9 protein-coding genes and 4 pseudogenes are annotated in these 14,047 nt (G+C 42.7%); 4 read left to right on the forward strand and 9 right to left on the reverse strand.

Annotated elements, in window-relative coordinates:
- Positions 1–10: 10 nt before the first annotated feature.
- The 7 genes from OCV44_RS21325 to OCV44_RS21360 all read right to left on the reverse strand — a co-directional run bounded on the left by OCV44_RS21325 (position 11) and on the right by OCV44_RS21360 (position 6,762).
- Positions 11–370 (reverse strand): hypothetical protein, encoded by a 360-nt coding sequence (locus OCV44_RS21325; protein WP_139686197.1) that lies wholly within the window; start codon positions 368–370, stop codon positions 11–13.
- 568 nt (positions 371–938) lie between these two features.
- A complete protein-coding gene (locus OCV44_RS21330) occupies positions 939–1,382 on the reverse strand; it encodes a lytic transglycosylase domain-containing protein (protein ID WP_139686196.1) in 444 nt (147 codons plus the stop codon).
- A gap of 865 nt (positions 1,383–2,247) precedes the next feature.
- A complete protein-coding gene (locus tag OCV44_RS21340; protein ID WP_139686195.1) occupies positions 2,248–2,634 on the reverse strand; it encodes a DUF7659 family protein in 387 nt (128 codons plus the stop codon).
- A gap of 36 nt (positions 2,635–2,670) precedes the next feature.
- Positions 2,671–3,126: a hypothetical protein gene (locus OCV44_RS21345; protein WP_139686194.1), complete on the reverse strand. Its 456-nt coding sequence runs from the start codon at positions 3,124–3,126 to the stop codon at positions 2,671–2,673.
- Between the two features lie 764 nt (positions 3,127–3,890).
- A complete protein-coding gene (locus OCV44_RS21350; RefSeq protein WP_139686193.1) occupies positions 3,891–4,175 on the reverse strand; it encodes a DUF1640 domain-containing protein in 285 nt (94 codons plus the stop codon).
- Positions 4,176–4,267: 92 nt separating this feature from the next.
- Entirely contained in the window at positions 4,268–5,983 is a 1,716-nt protein-coding gene (locus OCV44_RS21355) for a DUF3560 domain-containing protein (protein WP_139686192.1), read from the reverse strand.
- 488 nt (positions 5,984–6,471) lie between these two features.
- Positions 6,472–6,762 (reverse strand): hypothetical protein, encoded by a 291-nt coding sequence (locus OCV44_RS21360; RefSeq protein ID WP_211349787.1) that lies wholly within the window; start codon positions 6,760–6,762, stop codon positions 6,472–6,474.
- 51 nt (positions 6,763–6,813) lie between these two features.
- On the opposite strand from OCV44_RS21360, the pseudogene OCV44_RS21365 reads away from it, so the two are divergent.
- Positions 6,814–8,006, forward strand: a pseudogene (locus OCV44_RS21365) (IS91 family transposase).
- Between the two features lie 108 nt (positions 8,007–8,114).
- Here the strand turns inward: OCV44_RS21365 and OCV44_RS22335 are convergent.
- Positions 8,115–8,180, reverse strand: a pseudogene (locus OCV44_RS22335) (IS6 family transposase); the annotation flags it as partial.
- 181 nt (positions 8,181–8,361) lie between these two features.
- Here OCV44_RS22335 and OCV44_RS21370 point away from each other — a divergent pair.
- The 3 genes and pseudogenes from OCV44_RS21370 to OCV44_RS21380 form a co-directional block, all read left to right on the forward strand.
- A complete protein-coding gene (locus tag OCV44_RS21370) occupies positions 8,362–9,228 on the forward strand; it encodes an endo alpha-1,4 polygalactosaminidase (RefSeq protein WP_139686325.1) in 867 nt (288 codons plus the stop codon).
- 158 nt (positions 9,229–9,386) lie between these two features.
- Positions 9,387–9,717 (forward strand): annotated as a pseudogene (locus OCV44_RS21375) (transposase family protein); the annotation flags it as partial.
- A gap of 99 nt (positions 9,718–9,816) precedes the next feature.
- Positions 9,817–10,762: pseudogene (locus OCV44_RS21380) on the forward strand (IS91 family transposase); the annotation flags it as partial.
- Positions 10,763–10,890: 128 nt separating this feature from the next.
- Here OCV44_RS21380 and OCV44_RS21385 read toward each other — a convergent pair.
- The gene (locus OCV44_RS21385) at positions 10,891–13,986 is read right to left on the reverse strand and encodes a Tn3 family transposase (RefSeq protein WP_139686269.1); all 3,096 of its coding nucleotides are present in this window, start codon (positions 13,984–13,986) and stop codon (positions 10,891–10,893) included.
- Positions 13,987–14,047 lie beyond the last annotated feature (61 nt).

Raw genomic sequence — 14,047 nt, forward strand, 5'->3', positions numbered from 1 at the left:
TAGCCAGTGGCTACCCTTTTTTTTCGCCTGAAAGATAGGCCTCTACTTTTTTCTCAATGTCCGCCTTAACTTGCTGACGGACAGGCTTTGAGTCTTTTTGATCTCTATATAGTTTTTCACCATCAAAGGTTTGTCCATGAATAACTTCACCAATGGCAGAGCTACCTCTTACTACGCGGTAAATCTCTTCCATCAGCTCACGGTTCGACGGCCTTTCATCATCACTGTCATTCAGTTTGATACGTAGCGCCAATGTCAAAAGCTGACGAACCGCATCTGCATCAGTCAACCCCTCTCTCTTTTTAAACTTGCGAAAATCTTGCTCTAGCGGCCCTTTGATTGTGGCTTGTAATACTGTGCTTCTCGCCATTTTTAGATTTTCTCCCACCCAAATGTGTTAATACGATTTAATGTATATTCAAATACAATACCATATTACCACAATATCACAATCGCTCACAAACCTTTCTAAAAAAGGGCTAAATTGAAATTAAATACAAATACACTCACTTTCAAATCAAACAGCCTACAAACCTTACCATGCATAGGTTAAATGGAGATTAAATACATTTAGCACATTTTTAAATACGATTTCAGCGGCTAATTAGTTGAAATTTTGAAAATTTTTTTACGCTCTACTTTACTCTCATAAATACCCATAAGTCATTGTTTTTATTGCCTTTATGTTTTTCACAGACAACCATTCACATTGAAATCAATGTGCCGTAGGGTGTGGTGACTTTCAGAGAAAGTAAAAGGTCAGGGTAGCTTCATCAGCTTGAGGTGGGTTAACTTGAGAAAATTTGACCAAGGAAAGATAAAAAGCCGGCTCTATGGCGACTGAATAGAGAGCTACAAGAAGGGTCAGACGTAGGAGCGAAGAGAGGGAAGGAAGAGAAAAGGACAACCATCATTGCACCATAACAGTGCAGTGATGGTTATTTAACTTTTTCGGAATAATAAACCGATTGGACTTTTTGGATGTATATTTTTCTGGCGGTTTCGGTACGTTTGGAGAAACCCGCATTATATGCGCCTATGCTGTTCCAGTTATAGCCATGACTGGAAAAGTTAGAACTTAATACCCATGCACCTAATGACACGTTAAAACACGGCTCATAGATATTCTGGTCATTCACATTAAAATCCGAAAGCTTTTTGAACCAACTCGAATTAATTTGCATCAGCCCATAATCACGGCTCACCACTTCACCACGGCTATTTTTATTTTCATTGATAGCATTAGGGTTTAAGTTACTTTCAACGCGTGCAATCGCTCTGAGTAAGTTTGGAGAGACATTATAATGATATCCTGCTTCATCAAAACAAAAAGCAGACGCTTGGAATGGAATGAGAAAAACGAAGATTGTTTTTATTTTCACTATATAACCACAATAAATATTGTTAATAAATAAGATAAACTAAAATCAGTTTACCATGAGGAGCTGTGCGACGAGTAGAGAACGCGCTCACGCAGTGAGTAAGAGACACTATATCAGCATAGTAGAACCCTAAAGATATATTCAACATTCACCACATCAAAAAATACCCTTCACCCTGCTAGACCTTAATGACTCGAAAATAAAAACGATCTTATTATTATTGTGGTGGTTCCACAGTATTGACAGAAAAAAATAAAGGTTATAGTCGGATGACAAAGAAAAATACAGCGCAAAAACGAGCACTTATTCATATCGTACCTATAATAACTTTAGCCTCATCGTTTATTATAAACAAGTGCGAGTCGTTTTTTAAAACCTAAACGACCAATCAGAAAATCAAACGCAAAAAATCCAGTCATTGACTGGATTTGGTTTTAATTGAAATCGTGATTAGTATTCATGTGGTAGTAATACCGTGGTTACGCTGCGATCCCATTCGGTAATGATCCAAATTACATTTTCACAAAATAGATACTCTGACATAATTCTTCTTCCTTTTCGGCTTGCCTTGTCGTTTTCTATTTTATCGTCAAGGGGCACATTTCCCCAATCACCATTTTGGTGACGTATTAAACAGATACGTAGACTGGCTCCGATATTTTCACGTAATAAATCGTCTATACCTTGCGTGAGCACCACCTTGCCTAAATCAAATGGCTACGCTGTACAAACGTAATTTTGTACTTTCGTTTTTTCTTCGGTTGGGATAATATTTAGCTCGTTCATTATAAGTCTTTCCTATAGGTATTTAATGGACACCGCCTAGATATTTGTTGCGTAAATATCTAGGCGTTTTTATAGGTGCTTAATACACATCTTCAGTTTGACGAATGTGGTTAAACACCTCGTAAACCTCATCGTATGAAACGTTGTAGCCGGTGAGTTTTTCAACACAGTCGCTTACGTCATTGCTATAGAAACACTCGTGATTGAATAGCTCACGACGAATGATCGCTTTGATGCCATTTTCAGCAATATCTTGTGCGATCGCTTCCTTTTGGATCTCATCCAATTTTTCAATCAAAGCACTCGCATTACTCTCTGGTACGATCATGCCAAAACCTAGCGACACGTATTTGATCCCCTCTTTTTTGGCTGCTGCGAATTGCTCATTAGAAAAGGCGAAGAACGCGCCTAGCTCATCAAAGACAAGGGTTTGTTTGTCATTCATGTAGTGTGATAGATATTTCATGCTTATCTGTTCCTTATGTCGTGATGAAAAAGCCAATCAAAACGGGCAAAGGTCGAACGAAAACAATTTTTCTGACGATGTTGATACATCCATGACGATAAAATTGTCGTTTAATGAACCAAGTTGAAAATGTCGCAATATTTGAAAGCGGACTTTTGAGAGTGTGGACGGATAGAACTGCCCCTCGCACATCGTAAATCCTGCGTTTTTCAATTCCTCTATAGAGATATGGCTCCCCTGTGCAATAGAAAACCCTTGGTTTTCGTAGCGTTTAATGGCGTTCGATAAATCCGCAGCACGAACATAAAAAGCCGTCATTTCATTGTCTTTATCTTCAAGGAAAGCCAATTCCAGCTTTGCATCCTGATATTCACAATCAGAGTGCAACACTAAAGAGGAATCATTTTTTGGTGAGCTTTCGTGCCCAACGGCGAAACGTTGGTCGCTGTTTGGCGTTTTAGGGAGAGTTAGGGTTGAGTTTTGTTGCGCCATGAGGAGTTTCCTTTTTGTTTGAGTATCACTTTTCGGAGCCGCTTAGCTGTCCGCACTCGCAACATCATTCTGATTTGACAAGGGGCTAGTAGCCCTTAGCAGCTTGCTGCTCTAGGGATACAGCGCGAAGCCTCCCTTGCAAGGCAGGTTGTGTTGAGAGAAGGTAAAACAGCTTGCGAGTCCGTAACGTGATGCGAGTAGAAAGGAAAATCGGCGCATAAAAAAACCAGCCCTTACTCGAACTTAATGTCAGGCAGTGAAAGGCAACGAGGAGGCACGACGAGGCGGAAGGCCGCCCCGCACAGCTACGCAGTAGCGTAGGCGTTCAGGATTGCAGCGATATCCTTTTAGATAGGGGCTGTAGAGAGACACATCCTGGGGCGGCACGCAGTAACTCATCAGGGTGATGTCACTCTTAGGCCATAGATGAAAGATACCAGCGAAAAGCCTTGCCCGAAGGGTAACGCCCAACTCAAGCCTTCACCACAACGTAGCCCTTCAAATCGACCTTAAACCATGATGATAAAAAAGACGCCTATCAATCCCTATAAGCCACAAATGCACAAAATAACACGAAGACAAAGCAGCATAATCAGACATTGAGTAAATGGGCGCAGAGTGGCACTGAGAGCCGTTTTAACGACCGCTTGCGGTCGAGCCTTTGGCTCAACTTCTTTTAGCGCGAGTGTTGAAGCGATCGAGGGCATAACGAGGACAAAAAATGCCTCTAGGATAAGAGGCATTTAAGGCAATATGTTTGACTATTAAACGTTGATATTATTACCAAGCCAAAAGGCTGCACCGGCTACAGTCGCAATCATCGCGAAAGCGGTTGCAATAATGAGGTTTTTAATGGAATCAATCTTATCTGTAAGATCATTACGGACATCTTGAACTTCATGACGAACATCTTGAACTTCATGGCGAACCGTTTCGATTTTTTGGTCGAGTTCTTTACGCGTATCGTTTAACTGCTCTTGAGTGGCAGCATGGGCAGTTAAGTTGATCAACTCTTCAACGCTTAATGTAACTTTGCTTGATTCAGACATAGTAGATACCCTATTTAATTATCTTGAGTTTACTGCATTACGTTATGGAAGTCATTCACGTGTGAATACGAGTGAATGACTCATATTTTTGATTAATTCAGAAGAGTGATGAGTCTTTTTGTCACCGATACGGCATTAGGTGTTAATTTACGAACCCACGCTTTAGAGTATCGTGACCACTTAAACCCATTACTTTTTAATTTCTGTCGAATAACTTCGTCTGGGATACCCTCAAAAGAAAACTTAATGCGTCCCTCTTCCTCGTACAACTCCCAAGCCGTCCCCATGCTTTCACCACTCTCCTGTAACGGCTCCTCATTGTGTAACGACACCAATTCAACGAGTCGTTTGTTTATCGTGCGGATCATTGCATTATTATTTTTAAGGGCATAACTGGCAAAGCCTAGCCCTCCCCATGCGTCAGGTTTTAACAAATTTTTCGCTTTTTCTTCGGTTTGCCCATGCGTCTTAACTAAGAATTCGATCTTATCTTCTTCGCTCATGTGGGGAGCACGAACCACTTTATTTACGGCTTTCATCAATTCTTGAGATTTAACGCGAGCCTCTAACTTTTCCTTGAGCTTACCGACCGCTTCGGGGTCGTCTGACGCGATACCAGCAGAGCCAACACTATCAGCGCGACGGCTGAGATATTCCGCTTTATCCTGAGCTTCTACGCTTTTTCGCATATTTGTATTGATGCTCTCCGCGTGTCTACGGTGCTTCGCTTCTGAATGATGACCAACAAGGATTGGCTGACCGAACGGCAACATTTTCCCTAATGTACTCGCAGTATTAAACCGCTCATTAGACACCGATTCCGCTTTAGCGGCGCGATCTTCTAATCGCTCACGCTTCGTTTCTTGTCGCTCTTGATAGTCCCCTAGAGCTACGACTTTACGGGTGTTATCTTGGGTCGGTGGTGTTGGTTTTTTTTCATCACGGTTAAGCGGTGACAGGTAGCCGTCAATTAACGCCTTTGTCACTTGCTCAAACGTAAAGCGCACTTTAGACAGTGCAATGAGTTTAATGTCACCCACAGCAGCGTAGTAATGATTTAACGTAGGGTAGTCTGCATCAATATCATGTCTGAATCGCTCCAAATCACCATTCTCAAACTCGATATACATCATCGTCTTACTGTACCCCTTGTTGCGACCGACTTCCCTCGCTTCTTGGGTTGCTTTGGTGTTGTAATCGTCTAGCGTATACGCATCACTATCAGAGAATAGATTTGATTCACTCCAATCAATGACAACTTGCTTCACGACGGCCGTTTTTTTTAAGTGTTCGTATTTATCGAACGACGTTAATAAAACGGATTCTTTCACCTCTTCGCTTTCCTCAGCGTCAAGGGGATCATTCTCAAAAATAGCGGTGTCCTCGCCTCGTGAATCCAATGAAAAAGTCATGACGACATCATTAGAAAAATGGTAGATACAATCACATACCGTAGCCTTCACCAGAACCCCGTCATGGACAGTTAATAAAATAACCATGTCGCTGTAGTTCTTTTCGTACCAATCCCAAAATTCCGCTTTATCCATCGTGACAGGCTGATTACTTCTAAAGCAATCATCCATACCCATTGATTGAGTTTTTAAGATCAACGAATCCGCAAGCTCCAACAACTTAGTAATTTTGGCCTTAGCATTTTTACGCAATTTGCCAGCCTTAAACGAGGTTAAAAAATCCTGCTTCTCTTTGCTCTTAGAGGGATCATTTTGTGCAGTTGCCTGAGAGCCCAACGTCGATACGTTGGTCGCGATTTGAACGTTAGTGTGAGTTTGAGGTGGATTCACTAGCATGGCTTTTGCCCCTTGTTGTTTGAGTATCACTTCGCTTGTCGCCTGACTTCTTTAGCTCATTACAGGGTTCTGCTTTACAAGGGCGCGTAGCGTTCATATACCCTTGTAAAACAGGTTCTGTGATGAGATATCTAGAAGGAAGAGCAGAAAGCGTTGTGATGCGAGTCAGGGCAAATAAGCCTGCTAGTGAATCAAGGTCATTACTCACACTTGAGTTCAGATGGTGAAAGGCAACGAGGAGGCACGACGAGGCGGAAGGCCGCCCCGCACAGCTACGCAGTAGCGCAGGCGTTCAGGATTGCAGCGGAGTGCCGCCCAGCGATATCTTTTTAAATAGGGTCTGTAGAGAGGCACATTCTGGGGCGGCACGCAGTGACACACCAGGGTGATGTCAGTCTTAGGCCATAGGTGAAAGATACCAGCGAAAAGCCTTGCCCGAAGGGTAACGCCCAACTCAAGCCTTCCCCACAACGCAGCCCTTTCACGAGCTATTCTTGGTAAGCGATCAAGTTAAAAAATATAGCGATAATAGAAATAACCATTGTCGCTATAGCTACCCAAAATGCATTTCTTGCATGTTTATTTTCTTGTTCTGCTTTCAGATTAGATTGATACGTAAGATAGCCAAAATAAGCAGGTGCATTTAAAGACCACCTTCCTTGTTCTGCGTGTTGATATGTTGAGGTATTAATTGTAGTTAATCGTTCTAAACTTGATGGCCCTTGTGGTTCCAAAGAACCGGCGACGGTGTCGCCTGAGCGGCCTACGTCCGAAAACAAAGAGACTCAACCGACTAGGTCGCTTTGCATGAATCGTTTATCCTATAGGTCATGTTTCCGAATAAGCCTATCAAACAACTCTTCAATGCCAACGATAATTGGCTGAACTATCTCAATAAACATCGGGAAACACTCCGAACCGTCGTCATTGAAAACGTCACCAAGATGCTCGCTTGCAGTACCGCCGCTTTTGGCTCTAAAGAGTATCGATGCAGCCATGACAACTGCACTCATCACAAATACATTCACCAGACGTGTAAATCTCGCTTTTGCAGCAGTTGTGGCATAAAAGCCACAGAGCGGTGGATACGAAAGCAACAACATGTTTTTCCTGAGTGTGAGTATCAACACGTAACGTTGACGCTCCCACACACGCTGTGGCCTATCTTTCGGGATAATCGTTTTCTTCTCAATCATCTCTTTAGTTGTGCAGCCAAAATCTTCTTAGGATGGGCAAAGCAACTGGATATTGATATCGGCGTGTTCTGTGCACTTCACACCTACGGCAGAAAGCTGAATTGGAATGTACACATCCATTTATCTGTCACACGTGGTGGTTTATGTTAGAGGACAGGCCTGTGGAGGCCCATTTTCTTTAAAGCTAAGACCACTGAGAAGTGTTGGCGCGGTGCCATCATTCAACTTCTCGGCTCCCATCACTCAGAGTTAGATTTGACTGGAGAAGGCTGCCCTTTTATTCGTAATAAACAAGATTGGTCCCGATTTTTAACCAGCCAATATTGCCGTCGATGGAAGCTGCACTTTGCAAAGAAAACGGCCAATGTGACCCCCACCATGACCTACATGGGTCGATACCTAAAGCGGCCACCCATATGGCGTCTAGGTTACGACATGATTTCCAGGGAGGCTTGGTGACGTTTGATTATCTTAACCATAGGAATGGTCGGACGGAATCCCTCATTTTGAGTCCAGAAGCACTGATAGAGCGCATGATTGAGCATATTCCAGATAAGCACTTCAAAATGATTCGATACTTCGGTTTTCTATCAAACCGACGCCGTGGTGAGATTCTCCCTAAGGTCTACGATGCCTTAGGCATCGCACCTAAAGACTCACCAGAAATGCCCGGTTACGCCGCCATGCTGAAAGGTTATGTGAAGGTTGACCCGTTTGAGTGCATTCTTTGTGGTCACCGCTTAACATTCATTCGTTTTAGAGTCGGAGAGTCGCTGTCGGAGTTGGTCCATCACGCCCTCATTCAATCCCAAATCAGGTCAATTTAGATTTTTCGTAGGATGAGAGCATCTGAAATAGCGAAAACAGTATGAAAGTGTTCAATTAACACTCGACTTTAAATTGTAAAATCAAGCATCTTCAATGATCACAGGTATATAGGCGAGATAATAACGCACGGTTTCGATAATAACTTCTGAGGGAAAATGGCAGCCTTTAAACATTACGATTCAGAGTATTGAGTGGAAGTTGAAAAAATCCTAACCTAAAGACTCAAAAGTTCACGACAGAACCAACTATTAATTATAGTATTAATTATAGTATTAATTATAGTATTAATTATAGTATTAATTATAGTATTAATTATAGTATTAATTATAGTATTAATTAATATAGAGTTACTAAATGATTTCTAATGCAATATCAATTTTTAAGTCAAAATCACTGCTATTAATTACCGTATTGTTGCCAGGCTGTAATTCCCATTGGCAACCGACCGCTGATACGACGTGGCAGTGGCAATTAAAGGGAGAATTAGATACCACTTATGAGGTTGATGCTTATGATGTTGATTTATTTGATACTCAAGCGTCAACATTTCAACAACTCCAAGATTCAGGTAAAAAAGTTATTTGCTATTTCTCTGCTGGTACTTTGGAAGAATGGAGAGAAGATGCTCCTTTCCTGAAAGGCCTACATATTAAGGACGAAAGGAATGGTCATATGGATGATTGGGAAGGAGAATTTTGGCTAGACATAAAAGATAAACGAGTATGGAATGTTATGTCTAAAAGGCTAGACCTTGCTGTCATAAAAGGATGTGATGCTGTAGAACCCGATAATGTAGACCTCTATATAAATAGACCTGGCTTCACTTTCGATGATCAACTTACATATAATAAATTTCTAGCATCGGAGGCTCATAAACGAGGTCTTGCTATAGGCTTGAAAAATGATCTAGACCAAGTTGAAGAGTTGATAGATTATTTTGACTTTGCAGTTAACGAGCAATGCTTAGAATACGATGAATGCGAAGTGTTGACATTATTTATCAACCATAATAAGCCTGTTTTCCACGTTGAATACCCTAATGCTAAAGAAAAACCAGAGGTATCTGAACATACCCAATTCCCAAAACCGGAATCGATGACCTCATACTTGAAATCTTGTCGTGACCTTGAGCAATATGGTTTCCAATCATTGCTTATGCCGCTTCATTTAGATGCAACATTCAGAATAGATTGTCACGAGTTACTGGCGAATAAAATGTAAGTGCCTGCGACGCCCCGACTCATTGATTTCCTAATATTAGGTTATGTCAAGGGTGGGATCGAACTTTAGTTGTTGAAAATAAAGATTTTTAAGTTTTTGAATAGAACTTTTCCTGATATTCACGATCAAATCATGAAGTAAAAACATCTGGAACTCGCATGATTATCATTGAGCAGCTAAAAAAGTAAAAGATACACGCTCTCACATCAACCAAGTTTACCCTGTTATGGAAGTGGCTTTTGTCGTCATAACGGCCATGCTTTTTGGTCAAAACAAGTGGACGGATATCAAGGGTTTTAGTGAAGGAAATATTGACTGGTTACGTGAGTATTTCCCCAACGAAAATGGACTTTCTACCCGACATAATATTGCAGCCATTATGAGAACGATTGTTCCTGAAACGCTCTTAGAAGCTACGGTGGGTTGGGTTAATTTGCAGAGATAGGCATGCTCATGCCTATCATTAGTGTTGACGGAAAGGTGCTAAAGCGAAGAACCGGCGACGGTGTCGCCTGAGCGGCCTACGGCCGAAAACAAAGAGACTCAACCTACTAGGGTGCTTTACATGGATCGTTTATCCTATAGGTCATGCATCCGAATAAGCCCATCAAACAACTCTTCAATGCCAACGATACTTGGCTGAACTACCTCAATAAGTACCGAGAAACCCTCCGAACCGTCGTCATTGAAAACGTCACCAAGATGCTCGCTTGCAGTACCGCGGCTTTTGGCTCTAAAGAGTATCGATGCAGTCATGCTGACTGCACCCATCACAAATACATTCACCAGACGTGTAAATCTCGCTTTTGCAGCAGTTGTGGCATAAAAGCCACAGAGCGGTGGATACGAAAGCAACAACATGTGTTTTCCTGAGTGTGAGTATCAACACGTAACGTTGACGCTCCCACACACGCTGTGGCCTATCTTTCGGGATAATCGTTTTCTTCTCAATCATCTCTTTAGTTGTGCAGCCAAAATCTTCTTAGGATGGGCAAAGCAACTGGATATTGATATCGGCGTGTTCTGTGCACTTCACACCTACGGCAGAAAGCTGAATTGGAATGTACACATCCATTTATCTGTCACACGTGGTGGTTTATGTAAGAGGACAGGCCTGTGGAGGCCCATTGTCTTTAAAGCTAAGACCACTGAGAAGTGTTGGCGCGGTGCCATCATTCAACTTCTCGGCTCCCATCACTCAGAGTTAGATTTGACTGGAGAAGGCTGCCCTTTTATTCGTAATAAACAAGATTGGTCCCGATTTTTAACCAGCCAATATTGCCGTCGATGGAAGCTGCACTTTGCAAAGAAAACAGCCAACGTTACGCCCACCATGACTTACCTCGGCCGATACCTAAAACGCCCACCGATATCGGCGTCACGTTTACGACATAACTTTCAGGGAGGCTTAGTGACGTTTGATTACCTCAACCATAGGAATGGTCGGACGGAATCTCTCATTTTGAGTCCAGAAGCCTTGATAGAGCGCATGATTGAGCATATCCCAGATAAGCATTTCAAAATAATTCGATACTTGGCCATTTTTGCCCATCCCCCGAAATGGTCTAATCTGATGTCAATCACGATCACATATGCAATGTCCAACGCAACAACCAGCTTCGCATTCTACTAACCTGTTATTGTTGTAAACTATTCTCTCTCCTAGGCCAAATTTTCATCATTTGTACTGATGTTTGCCGATTTAAGTGCCGCGGCTAATTTATTGAAGTCAACCGTCTGCATAAATTCATCCACATTGAATGATGCCCCCAGATCGCTGAATTCAAATCGACCATAAAAATTAATATGTTGCCAGGCGACTGGTGATATTTTCTTGATTTGCTCAGGCGTAAGTATTGAATCCGGTGACTCACCAGTTATCAGCCCAGAGAGCAATTCCGCATTAAAATAAATAATTGCGTTGGCGATCAGACGCGTACATTCATGCAGGATGTGTTGTTCAATTTCGCTTTTCACTCGCAACTTACCACCGTTTACATGGGCAATAGCTTTCTTCAGTCGGTGGTAAGCTTCACCTCGGTTTAGCGCTTTAGTCACATGTTTACGAAGCAGGCGATCATCCAGATAATCCAATAAGTATATACTGCGATAGATATTATCGAGTTCCCATAGAGCTTTCTTGGTTCGGTTTTGCCTTGCGTATGAACTTAGCTTTCTCACGATGGCAGACTGCGTAGTTTCTTTCTGTCCCAGCGACGCCATGATGTGCTGGATATTGGACCACTCCTCGATAATAAGCTCTTCATTGACTTTTCGACCAGGTTTGACCAAAAACTCATCGTCATAGTTCGCTGGAGATTGAAAGCCCACGATACTATCGGTCTTAGAAGAAAAATTGCGGTATCGGGGGGCAAATTGGTAACCAAAGGCATGAAGGATCCAAAAGTTAATCTGATTTGTGCCGTGGGTATCGACCGAGTGACGATCAGGATCAATATCGGTGGTGTTGTTATAGAGCAGATCAAATACAAAGTAACTTTCATGCTCATGCGTGCCAATCACCTTCGCATTGATCGGTACATGGTTTCCAATCAGGGTTAGCGCTGAGATACCTTTCTTCAAGCCAAAGTATTTTGAGGCATGTCGGGCGTTGAAAGTATTTCGTTGAGTTTCAAATCGCTGACCATCGCTGCTCGAGTGCAACACATCAGCTTCAATGTCATAGTGCCGGAATATGGGAAGTTTCGCGGTGGCATTCGCAATCAGATCATTGGTTTCTTTCAGCGTTTCCAGGCGGAAGAAATTCCGGTAAGTGGTTTGTAGCTCCTGGGTATCCACATCAGAGATATCCCCCATCCGGCCCAGACTCATGTTGGTACCCAGCGCAACGATACAGGCGAAAACCGTTTTCTCATCCTTGGTGCCTTTGACATAGCGATCCAGCACATGGGTAAAGCCATCAAGCAAACCGGTTTTTCGCTGGACATAACTGAGCAGGCTGGCGATACCAATTGTAGGGACTGACTGGTAAAACTGGTGATTGTTGTCTTCCTCCTCATCCCGCTGATATGGCAGTGTCCATTTTATTTTTTCACCTTGGCCAGTGATTTTAATGTCCTTATTTTCTTTGGCCATAATACGCTTGTTCACGTGTTGTATTTTGTCTTCCAGCGTCTTTTTAAGTTCACATAGTGTTTGTTCGATCGGTGCCATTAAAGTGGGGAGATCCAGCTCAGTCAGTATTATTTCCTTGTGCTTGTTCCAGCGCTCTACGTGGATGAGGTAGTCGGTAAAACTGCGGTATTTATTGGTTTTATGATTAAATATATCTCCAGACTCAAACGCTTTGCGAAGCACTTTATACACAGCAAATTCGTAGCGTTCCGCAATGAGACTGCCAGGTGTGCTATCTGCATAAACATATTTTTTAAGTGCCTTGGTCAGGAAACCCGTTGGAAATTTGGATGTGGATATTCGTCGTATGACACGGCCCAATTCAAAATTGGTCTGAAGAAAGGTAGTAGCTTCGATTAAAGGGGTTTCTTCGGCGTTACTTTTAAAATCAATAGCCCTGACGATCTGCCGTAAATTCTTCTTGATGGATCCGGACAATGACTGTAAATGCTGCCACTGGTACTCTTCCTCATCAAATCCGGCAGAATTAATAAAAGTTGTTACATTCACCATTTTCTCGCGCGCCAGTAGTTGGAAAGCGCGTTCCCGAATTTCACCAAAGGATAGCTGGTCATCAATGTCGGGACTCAGGAATAACTCCAAAATCTTGCCCGTCATCTTGATGTCTTCGCTGGCCTGGGAGGTTTGCCGGTAGATGATGTCTCGCGCATACATCTTGGCTTGCTCTTCGTAATGGCGCACGTTGTAAATCAGAGCATCGATGAGGTTATCATGGATCGTATGGGTGCGATGATAAGCATAGCTGAGTAGGTAAAAGTAAGCAGTCGGCGTATCAAAGCGACGAAGCTTGTATACGGAATAGTACTCTACCAGTGCAGCGTAATACCGGATGCTTTCATTAGAAAGCTCAATAGTCGGCAACCAGCGCACACCGAAGTCATACAGTGGTTTGAGTTGCTTGACTCGCGTTGCCTCACTGAGTACTTCTTTGTAACTGAAATCTCTGGGCTCCTTTTTAAGCTGAGTGACCCAGTGCAAGCCAGTAGAATCATCAGCCAGAATGGCGGAAAGCGCCTCTTCAATTTCAGGTTCCATACTTCGCATCAGCTGTTTGCTGATCCGTTGACGCTCTTCAGAGAGGCAACGGCCAATCAAATCCTGAAATGTACTGTACGCCGGTGGCACAACGTGCTGCTTATTCAGGAAGCCAAGCAGCTCCCGTAAAATAAAAATAGGTTTGGCAGATCGGCGAACAATACGCCCAGCAACATCTTTTAGCTCAGTGCCAGTTTGTTTGTCGTATCGACGAAAGCTGAAATGCCTACAAATGATTTTTTGCTGGTTGATACGAGTTTGTTTGCTTGGCACTTTGAAATCACGGTCGATGCTATATGGGAAAGATGTGCCGACAATGTGGGAAGTATCGTTTACCACCTCTTCAGCATCAAACCTAAAAAACATTCTTTTGGCCTTAAAATAGCCGAGCTGAAGCACGAAATATATCTTTGAGCTAAGCAGCCACTTTTCTTCAATAAGGCTGACTTCGCTGTTGGTCAGATCGAAGTAATACTCTCGGTCTTCCTGGGTAAATCGAGGGAAACCGAAATAATCATGAATTTCAGATTGAGTAAGAATGTTCAGTCGGTTGGGATTCACTGCCATAGACAATTATTAACCCTTCTTTATTATCAAGGACTCTCATGCCTCTCAACAAACGGTCGTT

Source organism: Vibrio tasmaniensis, assembly GCF_024347635.1.
Classification (GTDB): domain Bacteria; phylum Pseudomonadota; class Gammaproteobacteria; order Enterobacterales; family Vibrionaceae; genus Vibrio; species Vibrio tasmaniensis.